This window comes from Stenotrophomonas sp. KH_029 (assembly GCF_057839765.1).
The window spans coordinates 2,570,776-2,591,655 of record NZ_CM174498.1 but is presented as its reverse complement, the minus strand read 5'-3'; the positions used below and the strand labels follow the sequence as shown (position 1 = coordinate 2,591,655).

Below are 20,880 nucleotides of genomic sequence, written 5' to 3'. Positions count from 1 at the left end.
GAAAGGGTCAGTCGCGCCGGCCGCGGCGCGGAACATGCGCCAGCGCCTGCTCGTAGGCCGGCATCAGGTCTTCCGGGCGGCCCACGTCGATGCCCATCTCGCGCACCCGGCCGTCCTTCAGGCTGTACACCCAGCCATGCACCATCAGCTTCTGCCCGCGCGCCCAGGCATCCTGCACGATCGTCGAACGGCAGGCGTTGACCACCTGCTCGATCACGTTCAACTCGCACAGCCGTGCATGCTTGAGGTCCGGTTCCTCGATCGCATCCATGATCGCCGCATGCTTCTGCGCCACATCGCCGACATGCCGCAGCCAGTTGTCGGCCAGGCCCACCCGCGTGTTGTGCAGGCTGGCGTGCACCCCGCCGCAGCCGTAATGGCCCACGATCAGGATGTGCTTGACCTTGAGCTGGTCCACCGCGTACTGGATCACGCTCAGGCAGTTCAGGTCGGTGTGCACCACCACGTTGGCCACGTTGCGGTGCACGAACACCTCGCCCGGGGCCATGCCGATGATCTGGTTGGCCGGCACCCGCGAATCGGAGCAGCCGATCCACAGGTATTCCGGGTGCTGCTGCCTGGCCAGCTGCTGGAAGAAGTCCGGGTCTTCCTTCTCGATCCGGTCGGCCCAGTCGCGGTTGTTCTGCAGCAGCTTGTGGATGTCTTTCATCGTGCGGTGTCCCTGACGTGAGGTGGGGGCAAGGCGCGGCCGGCGGGGCCGCGTCGTCGCGGGAAACAGGGAGGGTCAGTCGGTGGCCGTGCCGCCCTCGCGGCGCCAGCGCATCCACTGCGCCAGCTCGCGTGAAGCAGGAGCCTCCAGCGCGGACAGCGCGTCGATCACGCTGTGCTGGTTGGCCTCGGGATGGTTCTGGCTGAGCTTGAGCTTGATCTGCACCTGCGCCGGGCGGAAGCGGAAACCGACGATGCCGCCCAGCATGCGCTGCTGCCGGGGATCGATCGGCAGCAGATCCCAATCGCCACCGACCTGCGCCTCGTAGTGTGCGCTCAGGCCGTCCAGCATGCCGATCAGCGTTTCCGGATCCGTGGTTGGTTCCAGCACGCCACGCAGTTCCGCCGCGGCGTAGTTCCAGGTGGGCACCCGCGCCTGCGCTTCCTTGTCCGGATACCAGCCCGGCGACACGTACGCGTGCGGCCCATGCACCAGCATCAAGGCCGGGCCGGCGTGACCCGCCTGCGGATTGGGCTTGGCCCAGTGGCCTTCGATCAGGATGCCATCGGCATCGCGCTTGTACAGCACCGGCAGGCGCGTGGCCTGCGGCAGACCGTCGGCCCCGGTGGTGACCAGGGTGACGAATGCATCGCGTTCCAGCAGCCGGTCCAGCCAGGTCAGGTCGGTCTCAGCGAAAGCGGAAGGGAGGAACATGGCCGGTTACGCCCTCGCGCCCAGGCTCTGGATCATGCGGCCGTGCAGCGCGTCGTCGCTGTCGGCCTGCGGCGGCTGCACTTCATGCAGCGAGAAGCCGCGGATCAGCGCGTCCTCTTCGTCCAGGCCGTCGTAGGCGACGAACTCGGCGTCGAACAGCTGCGAACGCGCGGTGTCTTCGCTGTCGTAGCTGAGCGTGTTGCCATCGCTGTCCAGCACTTCGGCGGTGCCGCCCGGGCGGACCCGCAGCCGTGCCCAGATCAGCGTGTTGCCCAGGCTGGCCAGGAACCATTCGTCGCGGTTGGAAAGGGTGTCGTTCATGTCATCACCATCGAAAGCAGCCAGAGCAGGGCAGCCATGCCCAGTCCGGCCAACAGGGTCAGCAGCGCGACCCAGGCTGGCGTGGCCAGCCCGGACAGCGCCCGGTCGGGGGTCTGGCGGTAGTGCCGGCCAAGCAGCCAGCCCAGCGCGTCCGGGCGCAGGAACGCACCGGCGCCGAAGCGATCGGCCAGGGCCGGGTGGCGGTCGCGGATATGCACCAGGGTCAGTGGCCAGAAAATCACGAAGGCACTGAACCCGGCGATCGCCACGCCGACGAAACACAGCGCGAGGAACAGGGTCATGGGTCAGTGCCTCCTTGGGCGGGCCAGAACGCGTGGATCAGAGCGCGTGGATCAGAACTCGGCGCTGCCCGGCGCGCGCGGGTAGGGGATCGCGTCGCGGATGTTGCCCAGCCCGCACACGTACACCACCAGGCGCTCGAAGCCCAGGCCGAAACCGGCATGCGGGACCGAGCCATAACGTCGGAAATCGCGGTACCAGCTGTAGTGCTCGCGGTCCAGGCCGAACTGCGCCATGCGCGCGTCCAGCACGTCCAGGCGCTCTTCGCGCTGGCTGCCGCCGATGATCTCGCCGATGCCCGGGGCCAGTACGTCCATCGCCGCCACGGTCTTGCCGTCGTCGTTCAGGCGCATGTAGAACGCCTTGATGTGCTCGGGGTAGTTGGTCACCACCACCGGGCGGCCGATGTGTTCTTCGGTCAACCAGCGTTCGTGCTCGGTCTGCAGGTCCAGGCCCCATTCGACCGGGAAGTCGAACTTCCTGTCGGCCTTCTGCAGCAGCTTCACCGCCTCGGTGTAGTCGATCTGCTCGAACGGGGCGTTGATGAAGCCTTCCAGCTTGGTGATCGTATTCTTGTCCACGCGCTCGGCCAGGAACGCCAGGTCGTCGCCACGCTCGTCGAGCACCGCGCGGAACAGGTACTTGAGGAACTGCTCGGCCAGGCGCGCATCTTCGGCCAGGTCGGCGAAGGCGATTTCCGGCTCGATCATCCAGAACTCGGCCAGGTGGCGGGTGGTGTTGGAGTTTTCGGCGCGGAAGGTCGGGCCGAACGTATAGACCTTGCTCAGGGCCAGGCAGTAAGCCTCGACGTTGAGCTGGCCGGACACGGTCAGGAAGGTTTCCTTGCCGAAGAAATCGCGGCTGAAATCGACCTCGCCCTTTTCGTTGCGCGGCAGGTTGGCCATGTCCAGGGTCGAGACCCGGAACATCTGGCCGGCGCCTTCGGCATCGGAGGTGGTGATGATCGGGGTGCTGATCCAGTTGAACCCGTTCTCATGGAAGAACCGGTGCACGGCCTGGGACAGGCAGTTGCGGATACGGGTGACCGCACCGAACAGATTGGTGCGCGGGCGCAGGTGGGCCACTTCCCGCAGGAACTCGGCGCTCATCGGCTTGGGCTGGATCGGGTAGGTCAGCGGATCTTCGACCAGGCCGACGATCTCGATGTGGCTGGCCTGGATCTCGAAGGACTGGCCCTTGCCCTGGGACTTGACCAGGGTGCCGCGGGCGATCACCGAGCAGCCCGGCGTCAGGCTCTTGATGTCGTCGAAGTTGACCAGGGTGTCGTTGGCCACCACCTGAATGGGGGCGAAGCAGGAGCCATCGGTGACATTGACGAAGGCCAGCGCCGCAGAGCCGCGTACCGTACGTACCCAACCGCGTACGGTTGCCTCGCCGCCTTCCGGGATCTTCCCGGCAAGCGCATGTTCAACGCTGACCACCGTCATGACTTGAATCCTCTGTTGATCGACTCGATCTCTGAACACGGAGTTTAACGGGTGCGGTGTTCGGCTTGCGAGGCATTTCTCGCGATGGTCCGGGGCTGTTGCCCGCATGAACCGCGGGCTGCGCCCGGTGCTCCCCGGGGCGCGCCACCCTCTATAATGATCACGATCCGCTGGAGTCACCTGTCATGGCCGTAAGCCTTACCCCTGTTGCCTTTGCCCGTGTGCGCACGTTCGTCGAGCAGACCCCCGGCGCGCTGGGCCTGCGTTTCGGCGTGACCCGCACCGGCTGTTCGGGCTGGGGCCACGTCACCGACCTGGCCCGCGACCAGCGCGAGGGCGATACCGTGTTCGAGCAGGACGGGGTGCGCATCTACGTGGATGCCGACAGCCTGGGCCTGGTCGACGGCACCGAAATCGACTTCGGCAAGCAGGGCCTGAGCGAGACGTTCATGTTCAGGAACCCCAACGCCACCGCCGAATGCGGCTGCGGGGAGAGCTTCACCACCGAGGCCGACAAGGCCTGATCGGGGCCGGCGCGGGGCGTCCAGCCCCGTTGTTGCTTGCCTGCGGGCGCTGCTGCTGCCATACTTTGCGGCTTCCTGCCTGATTCCGGGCAGGACCCTTGCCCCACCGCGTTCACCTGCGGGGGGCTGTCCGGCCCCCAAGGGGCCACATCCGAAAGGTAAAAACACATGAGTCGTCATTACGAAGTCGTGTTCCTGGTCCATCCGGACCAGAGCGAACAGGTTCCGGCCATGATCGAGCGCTACAAGTCGCTGGTCGAGAACGGCAGCGGCACCATCCACCGTCTGGAAGACTGGGGCCGTCGTCAGCTGGCCTACCCGATCCAGAACCTGGTGAAGGCCCATTACGTCATGCTCAACATCGAGTGCGACCAGGCCGTGCTGAGCGAGCTGGTGGAAAGCTTCCGCTTCAACGACGCGGTGCTGCGCAACCTCGTCATCAAGCGTGACGAAGCCGACACCGAGCAGTCGCTGATCATGAAGAGCAAGGACGAGAAGGGTGACAAGCCCGAGCGTGGCGAGCGTCGTCGTCGTGATGACGAAGAAGGTGAAACCACCCCCGCCGCTGACACCGATGCCGGCGAAGACGCCGCTTCGGCCGCTTAAGGAGCACTGACATGTCCAAGTTCTTCCGTCGCCGCAAGTTCTGCAAGTTCACGGCCGAAGGTGTCAAGGAGATCGATTACAAGGATCTCAACACCCTGCGCCAGTACCTCACCGAGAACGGCAAGATCGTGCCGAGCCGCGTGACCGGTACCAAGTCGAAGTACCAGCGCCAGCTGGCAACGGCCGTCAAGCGCGCCCGTTTCCTGGCCCTGATCCCGTACACCGACAACCACGACGTCTGATGAAGGCCGGCGGCTTCGGTCGCCGCTTTCGTGGACCTGGCCGCCCGCGCCGTGAAGCGTCGGGCGGTTTCCAGGTCTGCCGTTCGGATATTCGGACAGCCATCCGCTGCGGGGCCTGGGCCTCGCTAACGAATACATTTGGAGCTACATCATGAAGCTGATTCTTCTTCAGAAGGTCACCAACCTCGGCGGCCTGGGCGACCTGGTCGACGTGAAGCCGGGCTACGGCCGCAACTTCCTGGTCCCGACCGGCAAGGCCGTTCCGGCCACCGCCACCAACGTGGCCGAGTTCGAAGCCAAGCGCGCCGAATACGAAGCCAAGGCCCAGTCGATCCACGCTGACGCCGAAGCCCGCAAGGCCAAGCTGGAAGGCAAGAGCGTGCTGATCGCCGCCAATGCCTCGACCGAAGGCAAGCTGTACGGTTCGGTCGGCCCGCGCGATATCGCCGAAGCCTTCACCAAGATCGGCCTGCCGCTGGAAAAGAGCGAAGTCATCCTGGGCGAAGGCGCCTTCCGCAACGTGGGCGAGTACGAGGTGACTGTTCACCTGCACGCCGACGTGGAAACCACCGTCAAGGTGGTTGTGGAAGCCGAAAAGGCCTGATCCCTGCCGAAAGGCGGGAGTCACTGAAACGGGTGCCCGCAAGGGCGCCCGTTTTTGTTTGTGCCGGTTCGGTTTTGTTTGTTGGAAGCTTAAAGCCAGAAGCCAGATCAACGGCAACTGCCGGCGCTTTGATGCTTCCGAGGGGAGGGTGCCGGGTAGCCTTGGCCGGGACACGCCGTAAACCCCGCTCCGCGGTCCGGCCCAGCCGCTGGCGGCTGTGCGTTCGACCGCATGCGAGGCAGTGCCTCGCAAGCAATGCGCTCTCACCCTTGGGGGCTCGTGGACGCCATCCATGGCGCCCAACGGTCCCGGCCAAGGCTACCCGGCACCCTCTTCCAATGGGTCGGTGTAGGCGGAGGATAGAGCTGAAGCGCCGGTTTAATGTCAAATAAATCAATAAGATATGAAATATATCCTGCCGTGCCGAGTGAGCTAGAGGCGTCAGCCTGAGCCGAATGCGGGAAGCATGCATGGCGATGCTCTACCCATGCTCGGCGGACGGCGCGCGGGCCTTGGTTTGGCATTTTCCATGCGCGCCGACCAACTGTCATAGGCCGGTGCGGTAGGGTTCGCGGGACCGTTGGGCGCCATGGATGGCGCTCACGAGCCCCCAAGGATGGGTTTACGGCGTGTCCCGCGAACCCTACCGCACCGGCCTTCACTGATGAAGTACGGGACAAAGCCTTGTTGTGGCTGTGGCTTCGCCTTTGGGCGACCCACCGCCCGTGGAACACCCGCCCCGTTATACTCAGCCTATCGCGTCGCCCTCGAGGCCATTGAATTCCAGCAACATCAATGGCTTGGGGGTGGGATTCGCCCCGACATCCACCCTGGCGGGGGTCGCTTCAGGCCCTTGCCCCGGAAACCAACCACGCCATGCGTCTGTCCACGATCAAGCTCTCCGGCTTCAAATCCTTCGTCGATCCGACCACGCTGCACCTGCCGACCAACATGACCGGCGTGGTGGGCCCCAATGGCTGCGGCAAATCCAACATCATCGACGCGGTGCGCTGGGTCATGGGCGAAAGCTCGGCCAGCCGCCTGCGCGGCGATTCGCTCACCGACGTCATCTTCTCCGGCTCCTCGGCGCGCAAGCCGGTGTCCCAGGCCACTGTTGAACTGATCTTCGACAATACCGACCACACCATTTCCGGCGAGTACGCCTCGTTCAACGAAATCTCGGTCAAGCGCCAGGTCAGCCGCGACGGCAGCAGCAACTATTACCTCAACGGCACCAAGTGCCGCCGCCGCGACATCACCGACCTGTTCCTGGGCACCGGCCTGGGCCCGCGCAGCTACTCCATCATCGAACAGGGCATGATCAGCCAGATCATCGAAGCCCGCCCCGAAGACCTGCGCGTATACCTGGAGGAAGCCGCCGGCATCTCCAAGTACAAGGAACGCCGCAAGGAAACCGAAACCCGCATCCGCCACACCCGCGAGAACCTGGACCGGCTCGGCGACCTGCGCGAGGAAATCGGCAAGCAGCTCGAACACCTCAAGCGCCAGGCCCGCCAGGCCGAGCAGTACCAGGCCCTGCAGGAAGAGCGCAAGGTCAAGGATGCCGAGTGGAAAGCCCTTGAGTTCCGCGGCCTGGACACCCGCCTGAGCGGCCTGCGCGAAGCGTTGTCGCAGGAAGAAACCCGCCTGCAGCAGTTCATCGCCGAACAGCGCGATGCCGAAGCCCGGATCGAAACCAGCCGCGTGCGCCGCGAAGAAGCGGCCGATGCGCTGAGCACCGCCCAGGCCGAGGTCTACCAGGTGGGCAGCACCCTGGCCCGGCTCGAACAGCAGATCCAGCACCAGCGCGAAATGTCCCAGCGTCTGCACAAGGCCCGCGACGAAACCCAGCAGGCGCTGGCCGAACTGGGCCAGCACATCGGCGGCGACCAGGCCCGGCTGGGCGTGCTGCGCGAATCGGTCGAGCTGGCCGAGCCGCAGCTGGAACAGCTGCAGGAAGAAAACGAAATCAAGCAGGAAGCCCTGCGCGACGCCGAGGGCCGCCTGGCCGACTGGCAGGCGCGCTGGGAAGCGCATACCCGCAGCACCTCCGAAGCCTCGCGCGCCGGTGAAGTCGAACGCACCCGCGTGGACTACCTGGACCGCCAGGTGCTGGAAGCCGACCGCCGCCGCGAAGCCCTCAGCGCCGAGCGCACCGGGCTGGACCTGGATGCGCTGGCGCAGACCTTCGAAGAACTGCAGCTGCAGCACGAAACCCAGAAGGCCGCGCTGGACGGGCTCAACGAACAGGTCGAGCTGCGCAAGGAGGCCGTGGCCGGCCTGCAGGAGCGCCAGCGCAGCGGCCAGACCGAGCTGGCCGACATCCGCAAGCAGGCCCAGGCCGCGCGCGGCCGCTTGTCTTCGCTGGAGACCCTGCAGCAGGCCGCGCTGGGCCAGGAACAGGGCGCCGCCGTGGCCTGGTTGAAGGCGCGCGGGCTGGATTCGGGGGCACGCGTCGGCGAGCGCCTGGAGGTGGAAGCGGGCTGGGAAAATGCCGTGGAAAGCGCGCTGGGCCAGCTGATCGAAGGCGTGCTGGTCGATGCTCCCGAGCACCTGGTCGGCGAACTGGCCGAGCTGGGCGATGGCCGCATCGCCCTGGTGTCGGCCGATCAGCAGCCGCTGCAGGTCGCCCCGACTTCGCTGGCGGCCAAGGTGCAGGGCCCCACCGCGATCCGGCGCCTGCTGGCCCGCCTGCATGCCGCCGAGGACCTGGAACAGGCGCGCGCCCTGCAGGCGCAGCTGGGCGAGGGCGATTCGGTGATCACCCGCAGTGGCGAGCGCCTGGGCCAGGGCTGGGTGCGCGTATCGCGCTCCGGCGCGGCCAAGCAGGGCGCCCTGCTGCGCGAACGCGAGATCGTCACCCTGCGCGAGCAGATCGACGGCCTGCAGGAACGCGAAGCCGCGTTGGAAGCGCGCCTTGCCGAGTTCCGTGACCAGCTGCTGGCTGGCGAACAACAGCGCGAAGACGCGCAGCGCCAGCTGTACCTGGCGCACCGCAGCGTGTCCGAACTGGGCGGCCAGCTGCAAAGCCAGCAGGGCAAAGTCGAGGCCGCGCGCACCCGCATCGACCGCATCGAAGGCGAGTTGTCGCAGTTGCTGGAAACCCTGGATGCCGGCCGCGAACAGGTGCGCGAGGCACGCGCGCGGCTGGACGATGCGGTCAACAGCATGGGCGACCTGGAAGCGGTGCGGCAGGCGCTGGAAAGCGAACGCCGCCAGCTCAGCGACGCCCGCGACCAGGCCCGCGAGGCCGCGCGCAGCGTGCGCGAAAGCGCGCATGCGCTGGCCTTGACCCTGGAATCGCAGCGTACCCAGGTCGGCTCGCTGAGCCAGGCGCTGGAACGCATGAGCACCCAGCGCAGCCAGTTGGAGGGGCGCCTGGGCGAACTGCATGCGCAGCTGGACGATGGCGATTCACCGGTGCAGAGCCTGGAAGCCGAACACCAGAACGCCCTGGGCGAGCGGGTCCGCGCCGACCGCGTGCTGGGCGAGGCGCGCACCCTGCTCGACGGCATCGACGCCGAGCTGCGCAGCTTCGAACAGACCCGCCACCAGCGCGACGAACAGGCGCTGGCCCAGCGCGAACGCATTTCCCAGCGCAAGCTGGACCAGCAAGCGCTGGTACTCAGCGCCGACCAGTTGTCGGCGGCGGTGGAGAAGGCCGGTTTCGTGCTGCAGGATGTGATCAACAGCCTGCCCGACGAGGCGCGCATCGGCGACTGGGAACAGGCGGTGCACCAGATCGACGGGCGCATGCGCCGGCTGGAGCCGGTCAACCTGGCCGCCATCCAGGAGTACGGCGAGGCCTCGCAGCGTTCGGAGTACCTGGACGCGCAGAACATCGACCTGACCACCGCGCTGGATACCTTGGAAGAGGCGATCCGCAAGATCGACCGCGAAACCCGCGGCCGCTTCAAGGACACCTTCGACCGGGTCAATGCCGGCGTCCAGCAGCTGTACCCGCGCCTGTTCGGTGGCGGCCACGCCTACCTGGAACTGACCGGCGAAGACCTGCTCGATACTGGCGTGGCGATCATGGCCCGGCCGCCGGGCAAGCGCGTGTCGAGCATCTCGCTGCTGTCCGGTGGCGAGAAGGCGATGACCGCGGTGGCGCTGGTGTTTGCGATCTTCCAGCTCAACCCGGCCCCGTTCTGCCTGCTGGACGAAGTCGATGCACCGCTGGATGAAGCCAACGTCGGCCGACTGGCCAATATGGTCAAGGAAATGAGCGAGAAGGTGCAGTTCCTGTTTGTCAGCCACAACAAGGCCACCATGGAGGCCGCGCACCAGTTGTCGGGCGTGACCATGCGCGAACCGGGCGTGAGCCGTCTGGTCAGCGTGGACCTGGAAGAGGCGGCACGATTGGCGGGCGCCGCCTGACGTGCCATGCTTATCTGAATGATTTAGCCGGAGACTCCCCGAATGTCCGACATGGCACTGCTCCGCATCGGCATCCTGGCCGCCGGCCTGCTGTTGATCGCCGCGATCTTCCTGTTTGGCCGTCCCAAGAAAAAATCGCAGGGCCGCCGCGTTGAAGGCGCCGAAAACGCCAACGGCGCGCGCCGTGAGCCGGTGCTGGGTGAGCCGGGCAGCGCGCCCGATGGCGGCAGCGAATCCGGCCAGGACGGGGTCACCCAGCCCGAACTGGGCTTGCCCGAGGTAGATGGCGCACCGGCCAGCGATCTGGGCAAGCGCGCCAACCAGGACTTCGACAAGATCGTCTCGCTGTTCGTGGCCGCCCGTGCCGGCGAACAGCTGCGCGGCGAAGACATCGTGGTGGCCGCGGAAAAGACCGGCCTGGTGTTCGGCCACATGAACGTGTTCCACCGGCTGGTGGAAGGCCACCCCGAACGCGGCCCGATCTTCTCCATGGCCAGCATCATGAAGCCGGGCAGCTTCGACATGGCCAACATCCGCGAGATGGAAACCCCGGCGATCGCCTTTTTCCTGACCCTGCCGGCACCGCTGACCGCGCTGGACGCCTGGGAAAAGATGCTGCCGACCGTGCAGCGCATGGGCGAACTGCTCGATGGCGTGGTACTCGACGACGGCCGCAACGCGCTGGGCCGCCAGCGCATCGCGCACATCCGCGACGAACTGCGCGCTTACGACCGCCAGCACCAGGCACCGCCGTTGACCAAAGCACCCCGCTGGTAAGGCTCACGGTCGCCTTACCAGCGGGTCGCATGCGCTGTTGCGCATGCGACCGGCGGTTTGCGCTGCAAACCACCGGCCCCCCGTCATGCCACCAGATCCCCGCGCCTTTATGCCCGCCGTCCTTGGCGGGCACCCTTCGGGCCGTTGCCCGGCAACGTTGGGAATCGCTCCTGCGATTCCCAGCGGCGCGCCCCCTTGACTCAAGGGGGCTCTTCGTCGGAGCCAGCACCACACCCTCCGGCAATCACAGGCCGCCACCGGTAGGGTCGGTTCCCAAACGACTGCCGACGGCGCCGATCAGCACATTGACGCAGCCAACCGGGCCGAAGCCGCGCCGTCGTTCCGGCATCACTCCCGCCGTCGCCGTTACCCCACGCCCGCCACCGCCGCAAACGCCCCACCGAACCGCGCCATCTCCGCCGCGGTGCCCACCGTGACCCGTACCCGCTGGGCACTGCACATTGACCACGAAACAATTCGCCTCCGACCACACACAGGCAAACCCGCGCTTGCCCAGCCAGGCAACCGTTGCCTGGCGCACCTGCGCGTTCTCGGCGCTGCGCCACCAGGCCGGGCGCGCGCAGGCCGGCGGCTACGGCGGTCACCGGCAATGGGTTGTCGCCCAGCTGGCCAGCTCGCGCAGGCGCTCGGTGTGCGCGGCGGCCACGCCCAGGCGCAGCCCGGCCATCCAGCTCTTCCTGGCGGGCGAGCTCACCGGCCAACGGGAACAGATAACGCCCGCTGCCCCGGCGAGGATGTCGCGCGCGGCGGCCTGCGCGGGGTCGTACGGGCATTCGTTGAAATTCAGCAGCACCGGACCGGTGTTGTGACCTGCGTGGCCTGGGCGGCTGCCTCCCTGGCGGTCGGCAGGCCCAGGCCGGACAACGCCAGGCCGGTGCCGGCCAACTACAGGAACGAACGGCGGGAAGGGATCGGGAGTGAGGAGGGAAGTTCAACAGGGGGGGGGGGCAGCTTCATCCCGGTTGAACCGAGGAAAACGATAGAATTCCTACGCCGTACCACGAAGCCGTTTCCCATGAAGCCCACCATCCCCGAGCGCGCCGCAGAACTCCGACTGATCATTGGTAAGGCATCTGATGCCTACAACGATCAGGACTACTCGATCATTACTGATGCTGAGTACGACGCTCTCGTCAGGGAGCTGATTCAAATTGAATCGGATCATCCAGAGCTGATCGTTGTCGACTCGCCCACTAGAAGAGTGGGTGGGGACGTTAAACGTTCATTTCGAAAGGTCATGCACGAAATTCCGATGCTGTCCTTGGATAACGCGTTTTCAAAAGAAGAAGTGATGGAGTTCGCTCGTAGAATTGAGCGGCGCCTGGGTAAAAGTCGAGTTATGTACGCAGCGGAACCCAAGATTGACGGCCTTGCAATGAGCCTTCGATATGAGTTGGGTGATCTGGTACAGGCGGTTACTAGAGGTAATGGGGCGGTCGGCGAAGACGTTACCGCCAACGTTCGCACTATTACCGATGTGCCAAAGAAGCTCTCTGGAAAAAAGTTCCCGGCCGTCTTGGAGGTTCGTGGCGAGGTCTACATGCCTCGAAAGGGCTTTCAGGCTTACAACGAACGTGCTCGTCGAGAAGATGGAAAGGTTCTAGCAAATCCGCGAAATGGCGCAGCAGGATCAGTTCGCCAACTAGATTCAAGGGTTACGGCGACCAGGCCGCTTGGTTTCTTCGCCTACGGTTTAGGTGTCGTGGAGGTTGAGCCTGATTTCTTTGAAGGACGTGATTCAAGGCTCGCAGCTTCACATTTCGATGGGCTGATGCTTCTGCGGGAGTATGGATTCCAGGTCTCACGCCTTGCGGAAAGAGTGGAGGGAACAGATGCGTTGCTTGACTACTACAGCAAGGTAGGAGGGATTCGCGACACGTTGGATTTTGATATCGATGGCGTTGTCTACAAAGTAGACGGTTTTGACGAGCAAGAAAAAATGGGCTTCGTCTCGCGGGCACCGCGCTGGGCGATCGCGCACAAGTTCCCGGCGCAGGAACAGACCACCACCGTGGAGGCGATCGAGATCCAGATCGGCCGTACCGGCGCGGCCACGCCGGTGGCGCGGCTGAACCCGGTCGCGGTGGCCGGGGTGATCGTCTCCAACGCCACCTTGCACAATGCCGACCAGATCGCGCGGCTGGACGTGCGCGTGGGCGACACGGTGATCGTGCGCCGCGCCGGCGATGTGATTCCCGAAGTGGTCAGCGTGATCGCCGAGCGCCGGCCGGCCGGCACTACGCCGTGGACCATGCCCAGCCATTGCCCGGTCTGCGGTTCGGAGATCGTGCGCGAAGAGGATGCGGCCGCCTGGCGCTGCTCGGGCGAGCTGAGCTGCCCGGCCCAGCGCAAGGAAGCGATCGCGCACTTCGCCTCGCGCCGCGCGATGGACATCGACGGGCTGGGTGGCAAGTACATCGAAACCCTGGTCGATGCCGGCATCGTGCGCGGCGTGGCCGACCTGTACCGGCTTACCCGCGACCAGCTGCTGCAGCTCAAGCTGGCACTGGACGCCGAATCGCCCGAGGCGCTGGCCGCCCAGATCGGCCTGCACCTGCCGCCGGAAGGCAGCGGCGACTACCTGCGCGGCATCCTGCAGCTGGACGGCAAGGAAGAAGGCTGGCGCGCGCGCGCGCTGGCGATGCCGGCCCGGTTCAACTGGAACACGAAGAAGATCGCGACAAAGTGGGCCGACAACCTGATCGCCGCGATCGATGCCAGCCGCACCACCACGCTGGAACGGCTGCTGTTCGCGCTGGGCATCGAACATGTGGGCGAAAGCACCGCCAAGGCGCTGGCCGCCTGGTTCGGCGACCTGGAACTGATCCGCCACCTGCCTTGGCCGCTGTTCAAGCGCGTGCCCGATATCGGTGGCGAAGTAGCGCGCTCGCTCGGTCACTTCTTCGAGCAGCCGGGCAACCAGCAGGCGATCGATGCGCTGCTGCAGGTGGGCCAGGTACGCATCGGCGATGTGCACCTGCCTTCGCCGAAGTTGCGCGACGGCCTGGATTTCGCCCAGCTGCTGGTGGAGGCCGAGATTCCCGGGATCACCCGCCTGCGTGCCGAGAAGCTGACCGCCATGCTGCCCGATGCGGCATCGCTGCTGGATGCCGAGCCGGTGCAACTGGTCGCCGCCGGCCTGCCCAACGAGGTGGCGCTGGGCCTGGCCGATTGGCTGGACCGCGACGGCCATGGTCCGCTGCTGCTCAAGGCCGAGGACTACCGGCGCAGGCTGCTGGAACTGGCCCCGGAACAGGCCGAACAACCCGCCGGTGCGCTCGACGGCCAGACCGTGGTGCTGACCGGCACGCTGGCGCAGATGAGCCGCGACGAGGCCAAGTCGCGGTTGGAGGCGCTGGGCGCCAAGGTGGCCGGCAGCGTGTCGAAGAAGACCGCCTTCGTGGTGGCCGGCAGCGAAGCCGGCTCCAAGCTGGCCAAGGCCGAAGAGCTCGGCATCGAGGTCTGGGACGAAGACCGCCTGGTCGCTTTCCTGGCCGCGCATTGAACCCACTGCGGGGCGCGCCGCGCCCCGCTACCTGCCACACACGAGAAACCGCATGCATACCGCCCCCCTCGATTTCCGCCTGGCCACCGTCGCCGACACCGAGTTGCTGCTCGGGCTGATGCGCGCGTTCTATGCCGAGGACAAGCTGGACTTCGACGCCGCGCGGGTGGCCCCGGCCCTGGCCGCGCTGCTGGAAGACCCACGCAACGGCGAGGTGCTGCTGTGGTTGTCCGAAGACGGCAGCGTGGTCGGTTACGCCGCGCTGGCGATGGGTTTCAGCCTGGAGCAGGGCGGCCATTTCGCCCTGCTCGATGAGCTCTATCTCGGCCATGCCGCGCGCGGCCGCGGCCGCGGCAGGCAGGCACTGGCGATCCTGGAGCAGCGCGCCAACGCCCGCGGCGTGCAGCGCATGCGGCTGGAGGTGAACCACCACAACGAACTGGCACGGCGGCTGTATCTGGCCACCGGCTACGTCGATGACACCCGCAACCTGCTGACCCTGCCGCTGGCCGAGCGCCTGCGCGACGCCCGCGCATGATTGCCGCCCTGCGCCAGCGTGCCGCGCTCAATGCCCTGATCCGCGGGTTCTTTGCCGCGCGCGATGTGCTCGAAGTGGAAACCCCGATCCTGTCGGCCGCCGGCAACACCGAACCGAACATCGACAGCTTCCACACCTGCTTCAGCGGGCATGTCGATGCCGGCAGCGCGCAGCGCTGGCTGCGCACCTCGCCGGAGTATCCGCTCAAGCGGCTGCTCGCCGCCGGTGTCGGCGACTGCTACGAGTTGGGCCGGGTGTTCCGCAACGGCGAGGCTGGAGGCCGCCACAACCCGGAGTTCACCATGCTGGAGTGGTACCGGGTCGGCTGGGACCACCACCGCCTGATCGAAGAAACCGTCGCGCTGGTGCGTGCCGCGCTGGGGCTGGTGCAGCGCCAGGCCGGGCTGCAGGTCATCGACTACCGCAGCCTGTACCAGCAGCGGCTCGGCCTGGACCCGTTCACCGCCACGCTGGAGCAGTTGCAGGCCCCGCTGGCCGATGTCCGCATCCACGCCGACGGGCTCAACCGCGATGACTGGCTGGATCTGTTGATGACCCACCGCATCCAGCCCGGCTTCAACCAGGACACGCTGACCGTGGTCCACGACTGGCCGGCCAGCCAGGCCGCGTTGGCACGGGTACGCCCGGGCACGCCGCCGCTGGCTGAACGCTTCGAGCTGTACCTGGGCGCGGTTGAGCTGGCCAACGGCTACCACGAACTCAACGATGCGGCTGAACAGCGCGCACGCTTCGAACGCGATCATGCGTTGCGCCGCGCGCGTGGCGCGGTATTGCCGCCGCTGGATGAACACCTGCTTGCCGCGCTGCCGGCATTGCCCGATTGCGCCGGCGTTGCGGTCGGCGTGGACCGGCTGCTGATGGCGCTCAACCGCACCGGCCGGATTGCCGATGTACTGGCGCTGGATTTCGCTCGTGCATGAACGGCGCAACCTGACTGACGGATGTCTTGCGCGGCCTGCATGATGATGCTCTGATCACGCAGGATGTCCGAAGGTGGTCATGTGATCGTTCAGGTGCGGCGGGGACTGTGTTGATGAAGCTGTGGGAAGTAACCGACCTGCCCGTGCGCGGCGTACCGCGCTGGACGCTGCCGCTGTGGACGCTGGTGCTGTGCGGCGCGGTGCTGCCGGCGCTGGCGGCCGAGCCGCGCCAGGCCGGCTATGCCGGCCAGGTGGTGCGCTGCGAATCGCGCGACATGGAATGGGTGCATTGCGATATGCCGGTGGAGCGGGGCGTGGACCTGGTCCGCCAGCTGTCGGACAACAGCTGCATCCGCGGCACCGAGTGGGGTACCGATCGTTCCGGAGTGTGGGTGACGCTGGGGTGTCGTGGCGAATTCCGCAGCCGCGCGCCGGCAGGCGGCAGTGCCGCCGGCGGGCCGCGCCTGGTGCGCCGGGTGTTGCGCTGCGAATCCAACGGCCGCCCGCAGAACTGCCCGGTGGTGCTGCAGGGCGCGCCGGTGCGGCTGCTGCGCCAGCTGTCGGCCATTCCGTGCCGTGAAGGCCACAGCTGGGGCGTGCGCCGCAACGAAATCTGGGTGACCCGTGGCTGCCAGGGCGACTTCGAGATCGGCGCCGCCGACGGCTCGGGGTTCCTGGATGTGCCGCGCACGGTGGTGTGCGAATCCAAATCGCGCCAGCGCCGATTCTGCGGGGCCAGCATCGGCAAGGGCGCGCGCCTGAGCAAGCAGCTGTCCGGCAGCCCCTGCGAAGAGGGCACCGGCTGGGGCTGGGACGCGCGCGGGGTCTGGGTCGACAAAGGTTGCCGGGCCGAATTCCTGGTGAACTGAGTACCGTCGGCCGCTGCCGGAACGGGCACTGGGCGATGGGTTCAGCGCAGGGCGCTGATCGATGCGCGGTGCGCCGTTACAATGGCCGGATGAACGCATCCACCGACATCGACTACGCCCGCTACGACCATATCCGCCCGATCCTGTGGACCGGCCAGACCCTGCAACTGCTCGACCAGCGCAAGCTGCCGTTCGTGGTTGAGCACGTGGAATGCCGCGACAGCGACGCGGTGGCCGAGGCCATCCACGCCCTGACCGTGCGCGGTGCGCCGGCGATCGGCATCGCCGCGGCCTGGGGCGTGGTGTTGGCCGCCGGGCAGGTGCAGGCCGCCGACGGCGCCCAGGCGCTGGCCCTGCTGGAGCCGGCGCTGCAGCGACTCAATGCCGCCCGCCCGACCGCCGTCAACCTGGCCTGGGCGCTGGCCCGGATGCGCCGCGCGCTGGCCCCGGCCGGCGCCGACTGGCAGCAGGTGCTGGCCGCCGAAGCGCAGGCGATCGCCGACGAGGACCTGGCCGCCAACCGCCATATGGGCGCCCTCGGCGCCGGCCTGATCGAGGCCGGCAGCGGCGTGCTGACCCACTGCAATACCGGTTCGCTGGCCACCGCTGGCTTCGGCACCGCGCTGGGCGTGATCCGCGCCGGCAAGGCCCAGCAGCGCATCGCCAAGGTGTTCGCCGGCGAAACCCGGCCGTGGCTGCAGGGCGCGCGCCTGACCGTGTGGGAACTGCAGCAGGACGGTATCGACGCCACCCTGATCGCCGATTCGGCTGCCTCGCACCTGATGAAGACCGGGGCGGTGCAATGGGTGATCGTCGGTGCCGACCGGATCTGCGCCAACGGCGATACCGCCAACAAGATCGGTACCTACCAGCTGGCCATCGCTGCCCGCCACCACGGGGTCAAGTTCATGGTGGTGGCCCCGTCCTCGACCGTGGACATGGACACCGCCGACGGCGAGCAGATCGAGATCGAACAGCGCGACCCGGGCGAGCTGTACGGGGTAGGGGGCACGCGTACCGTGGCCGAAGGCATCGCCGCCTGGAACCCGGTGTTCGACGTCACCCCGGGCAGCCTGATCGACGCGATCGTCACCGAGCGCGGGGTGATTCTCAATCCGACGGCGGTGAACATGCGCGCCGCGTTCGGGTAAGCGACCACGGCTGACGGTCGCCCGGTGCCACGACCAATGGCCGCCTAGTACCACGACCAACGGTCGCCTCGTGCCACGACCAACGGTCGTGGCCTACCGGGATCCGGGTGGACGGCCGAACCCTTCGCGGGTAGGTACCGGCCGTTGGCCGGTACGGCTTTCCCGACCGAACCCCGACCACGCCTGCAACGCCCCCGTAAGTTCCTGATTCTTGCAGGTAAAACGCCGTTGAACACGGGCGGAAATCGGCCCGTTGTGGTAGACTCCAACGGTTAATCGAGATTCCGGCGCCGCCGCCCCGCAAGGGCTGGCGCGACGGACTGGACCGCACCCAGACAACGGAACCCGAATGGCAGAAACCGCCAAGGAAATCATCCAGGTCAACCTGGAAGACGAGATGCGCAAGAGTTACCTCGATTACGCGATGAGCGTGATCGTGGGGCGCGCACTCCCGGATGCGCGCGATGGCCTCAAGCCGGTGCATCGCCGCGTGCTGTTCGCAATGAGTGAGTTGAACGCGCACAGCAACAAGCCTTACTTCAAGTCGGCGCGTATCGTCGGTGACGTCATCGGTAAGTACCACCCGCATGGCGATCAGTCGGTGTACGACACGCTGGTGCGCCTGGCGCAGCCGTTCTCGCTGCGCTACATGCTGGTCGATGGCCAGGGTAACTTCGGTTCGGTCGACGGCGATTCGGCCGCGGCGATGCGTTACACCGAAGCGCGCATGTCCAAGCTCACCCATGAGCTGATGGCCGACCTGGACAAGGAAACCGTCGATTTCCAGCCCAACTACGACGAAAAGGAACTGGAGCCGACGGTCATGCCGACCCGGTTCCCGAACCTGCTGGTCAACGGTTCGGCCGGTATCGCGGTGGGCATGGCCACCAACATCCCGCCGCACAACCTGACCGAATCGATCAACGCCTGCATCGCGATGATCGACAACCCGGACATCGATGTCGACGGCCTGATGGAGTTCATTCCCGGCCCTGACTTCCCGACCGCAGGCATCATCAACGGTACCGCCGGCATCATCGCCGGCTACCGCACCGGCCGTGGCCGGGTGCGCATCCGCGCCAAGGCCGATGTCGAGGTGGCCGACAATGGCCGCGAATCGATCATCGTCACCGAGATTCCCTACCAGGTGAACAAGGCCCGGTTGATCGAGAAGATCGCCGAGCTGGTCAAGGAAAAGAAGCTCGAAGGCATCAGCGAGCTGCGCGATGAGTCCGACAAGGACGGCATGCGCATCTACATCGAAATCAAGCGCGGCGAGTCGGCCGAGGTTGTGTTGAACAACCTCTACCAGCAGACCCAGATGGAGTCGGTGTTCGGCATCAACATGGTGGCGCTGGTCGATGGCCGCCCGCAGTTGATGAACCTCAAGCAGATGCTCGAGGCCTTCGTGCGCCATCGCCGCGAAGTGGTCACCCGTCGCACCGTGTTCGAGCTGCGCAAGGCGCGTGCACGTGCCCACGTGCTGGAAGGCCTGACCGTTGCTCTGGCCAACATCGACGAGATGATCGAACTGATCAAGACCTCGCCCAACCCCACCGAGGCGCGCGAACGCATGCTCGCCCGCCTGTGGGCGCCGGGCCTGGTCGGTTCGATGCTGGGCGCTGCCGGTGCGGAAACCTCGCGCCCGGAAGACCTGCCCAAGGGCGTTGGCCTGCTCGACGGCGGCTACCAGCTGACCGAGATCCAGGCCACCCAGATTCTGGAAATGCGCCTGCACCGCCTGACCGGGCTGGAACAGGACCGCCTGACCGAAGAGTACAAGCTGCTGCTGGAAACCATCGCCGGGCTGATCCACATCCTGGAAGATCCGGACCGCCTGCTGCAGGTGATCCGCGAAGAGCTGATCAACGTGCGTACCGAGTTCGGCGACGAGCGCCGCACCGAGATCCGCCACAGCGAAGAAGACCTGGACATCCTCGACCTGATCGCCCCGGAAGACGTGGTGGTCACCCTGTCGCACGCCGGCTACGCCAAGCGCCAGCCGGTCAGCGCCTACCGGGCCCAGCGCCGCGGTGGCCGTGGCCGCAGCGCGGCGTCGACCAAGGAAGAGGATTTCATCGAACAGCTGTGGCTGGTCAACACCCACGACACCCTGTTGACCTTCACCAGCGCCGGCAAGGTGTTCTGGTTGCCAGTGCACCAGCTGCCCGAAGCCGGTTCCAACGCCCGTGGCCGCCCGATCATCAACTGGATTCCGCTGGAAGCCGGTGAGCGGGTGCAGGCGGTGCTGCCGGTACGCGAGTACGCCGAAGGCCAGTTCGTGTTCTTTGCCACCCGCAACGGCACGGTCAAGAAGACCCCGCTCAGCGAGTTCGCGTTCCGTCTGGCGCGCGGCAAGATCGCCATCAACCTCGATGAAGGCGATGCGCTGGTCGGCGTCGGCCTGACCGATGGTGAGCGCGACATCCTGCTGTTCGCCTCCAACGGCAAGACCGTGCGCTTCGGCGAAGACAAGGTCCGCTCGATGGGCCGTACCGCCACCGGCGTGCGCGGCATCAAGATGCCCAAGGGCGAGGAAGTGGTCAGCCTGATCGTGGCCGAAAGCGCCGGCGGCAACGGCGATGAAGCCGAGGATGACAGCCAGGTCGAAGAGGCCGCGCCCGATACCGGCGATGCCGCGATCGAGAACGGGGCCGACGACGACAACGCGCTCTACATCCTGACCGCGACCGAGAACGGCTACGGCAAGCGCACCCCGCTGCCGGATTACCCGCGCAAGGGCCGTGGCACGCAGGGCGTGATCGGCATCCAGACCACCGAGCGCAACGGCAAGCTGGTGCGTGCGGTGCTGATGGGGCCGCGCGACGAAGTGCTGCTGATTTCCGACGGTGGCACCCTGGTGCGTACCCGTGGTTCGGAAATCTCGCGCGTCGGCCGCAACACCCAGGGCGTGACCCTGATCCGTCTGTCCAAGGAAGAGAAGCTCCAGGCGGTCGAACGCATGGATGCCTCGCTGGACGAGGGTGTGGAAGAAGATGCACCGGCGGCGCTGGATGCCGACGTGGTGCAGGTGCCGCCTCAGGCCTGAGCCTGCCGCACGGTACCGCGGACAACGCCGGCGCAAGCCGGCGTTGTCCGTTGTGGCGCCGACATCGTCGCGCCCGGCATCGGGCTGCGTAGCTGCCCGGCAGGTGCGGGGCAGGGGTGGCCTTCCAGCCGCGATCGGCAGGCAAAGAACGCGTTGCTTTCACGATGGCGGTGGGATAACCACCAACGGGACCGGCGGCAACGTCGGCGATGCAGATGCC

17 protein-coding genes and 1 pseudogene are annotated in these 20,880 nt (G+C 66.5%); 12 read left to right on the top strand and 6 right to left on the bottom strand.

The genetic code is table 11. The features are described from left to right. Positions 1-7: 7 nt before the first annotated feature. The 5 genes from can to asnS form a co-directional block, all read right to left on the bottom strand. Complete coding sequence (gene can / locus AC3ITM_RS11770; RefSeq protein WP_228887138.1) at positions 8-670, bottom strand: carbonate dehydratase; 663 nt, start codon at positions 668-670, stop codon at positions 8-10. Between the two features lie 75 nt (positions 671-745). Next, the gene (locus AC3ITM_RS11765; RefSeq protein ID WP_489265196.1) at positions 746-1,384 is read right to left on the bottom strand and encodes an FMN-binding negative transcriptional regulator; all 639 of its coding nucleotides are present in this window, start codon (positions 1,382-1,384) and stop codon (positions 746-748) included. Positions 1,385-1,390: 6 nt separating this feature from the next. Continuing rightward, the gene (locus AC3ITM_RS11760) at positions 1,391-1,705 is read right to left on the bottom strand and encodes a hypothetical protein (protein ID WP_489265195.1); all 315 of its coding nucleotides are present in this window, start codon (positions 1,703-1,705) and stop codon (positions 1,391-1,393) included. Next, positions 1,702-2,007, bottom strand: coding sequence for a hypothetical protein (locus AC3ITM_RS11755; RefSeq protein ID WP_228887141.1), 306 nt, complete (start codon positions 2,005-2,007; stop codon positions 1,702-1,704). Before AC3ITM_RS11755 ends, AC3ITM_RS11760 begins: the two co-directional genes overlap by 4 nt. A gap of 51 nt (positions 2,008-2,058) precedes the next feature. After that, entirely contained in the window at positions 2,059-3,453 is a 1,395-nt protein-coding gene (asnS, locus tag AC3ITM_RS11750; RefSeq protein ID WP_489265193.1) for an asparagine--tRNA ligase, read from the bottom strand. Positions 3,454-3,638: 185 nt separating this feature from the next. On the opposite strand from asnS, the gene AC3ITM_RS11745 reads away from it, so the two are divergent. From AC3ITM_RS11745 to zipA, 6 genes are all read left to right on the top strand, one after another. Beyond that, the gene (locus tag AC3ITM_RS11745) at positions 3,639-3,977 is read left to right on the top strand and encodes a HesB/IscA family protein (RefSeq protein ID WP_228887143.1); all 339 of its coding nucleotides are present in this window, start codon (positions 3,639-3,641) and stop codon (positions 3,975-3,977) included. A gap of 168 nt (positions 3,978-4,145) precedes the next feature. Next, the gene (gene rpsF, locus AC3ITM_RS11740; RefSeq protein WP_228887144.1) at positions 4,146-4,583 is read left to right on the top strand and encodes a 30S ribosomal protein S6; all 438 of its coding nucleotides are present in this window, start codon (positions 4,146-4,148) and stop codon (positions 4,581-4,583) included. An 11-nt stretch (positions 4,584-4,594) separates the two neighbouring features. After that, complete coding sequence (rpsR, locus tag AC3ITM_RS11735; RefSeq protein WP_002804494.1) at positions 4,595-4,825, top strand: 30S ribosomal protein S18; 231 nt, start codon at positions 4,595-4,597, stop codon at positions 4,823-4,825. Positions 4,826-4,976: 151 nt separating this feature from the next. Beyond that, complete coding sequence (gene rplI / locus AC3ITM_RS11730) at positions 4,977-5,429, top strand: 50S ribosomal protein L9 (RefSeq protein ID WP_228887145.1); 453 nt, start codon at positions 4,977-4,979, stop codon at positions 5,427-5,429. Positions 5,430-6,305: 876 nt separating this feature from the next. Continuing rightward, on the top strand, positions 6,306-9,809 hold the full coding sequence (gene smc, locus AC3ITM_RS11725) for a chromosome segregation protein SMC (RefSeq protein WP_489265189.1): 3,504 nt from the start codon (positions 6,306-6,308) through the stop codon (positions 9,807-9,809). A gap of 42 nt (positions 9,810-9,851) precedes the next feature. Next, a complete protein-coding gene (gene zipA / locus AC3ITM_RS11720) occupies positions 9,852-10,586 on the top strand; it encodes a cell division protein ZipA (RefSeq protein WP_228887147.1) in 735 nt (244 codons plus the stop codon). A 366-nt stretch (positions 10,587-10,952) separates the two neighbouring features. On the opposite strand, the pseudogene AC3ITM_RS11715 reads toward zipA, so the two are convergent. Further along, positions 10,953-11,274: pseudogene (locus tag AC3ITM_RS11715) on the bottom strand (pyridoxal phosphate-dependent aminotransferase); the annotation flags it as partial. Positions 11,275-11,622: 348 nt separating this feature from the next. Here AC3ITM_RS11715 and ligA point away from each other — a divergent pair. The 6 genes from ligA to gyrA all read left to right on the top strand — a co-directional run bounded on the left by ligA (position 11,623) and on the right by gyrA (position 20,660). Beyond that, positions 11,623-14,112 (top strand): NAD-dependent DNA ligase LigA, encoded by a 2,490-nt coding sequence (gene ligA / locus AC3ITM_RS11710; protein ID WP_489265187.1) that lies wholly within the window; start codon positions 11,623-11,625, stop codon positions 14,110-14,112. A 52-nt stretch (positions 14,113-14,164) separates the two neighbouring features. Next, positions 14,165-14,650: a GNAT family N-acetyltransferase gene (locus AC3ITM_RS11705; RefSeq protein WP_489265185.1), complete on the top strand. Its 486-nt coding sequence runs from the start codon at positions 14,165-14,167 to the stop codon at positions 14,648-14,650. After that, a complete protein-coding gene (epmA, locus tag AC3ITM_RS11700) occupies positions 14,647-15,591 on the top strand; it encodes an EF-P lysine aminoacylase EpmA (protein ID WP_489265184.1) in 945 nt (314 codons plus the stop codon). The genes AC3ITM_RS11705 and epmA overlap by 4 nt, the downstream gene beginning before the upstream one ends. Before the next feature lie 113 nt (positions 15,592-15,704). Continuing rightward, the gene (locus AC3ITM_RS11695; protein WP_489265182.1) at positions 15,705-16,460 is read left to right on the top strand and encodes a DUF3011 domain-containing protein; all 756 of its coding nucleotides are present in this window, start codon (positions 15,705-15,707) and stop codon (positions 16,458-16,460) included. A gap of 89 nt (positions 16,461-16,549) precedes the next feature. Beyond that, positions 16,550-17,611, top strand: a complete 1,062-nt coding sequence (gene mtnA / locus AC3ITM_RS11690; protein WP_489265181.1) for an S-methyl-5-thioribose-1-phosphate isomerase — start codon at positions 16,550-16,552, stop codon at positions 17,609-17,611. A gap of 349 nt (positions 17,612-17,960) precedes the next feature. Continuing rightward, positions 17,961-20,660, top strand: a complete 2,700-nt coding sequence (gene gyrA, locus AC3ITM_RS11685; RefSeq protein WP_489265179.1) for a DNA gyrase subunit A — start codon at positions 17,961-17,963, stop codon at positions 20,658-20,660. Positions 20,661-20,880: the final 220 nt, after the last annotated feature.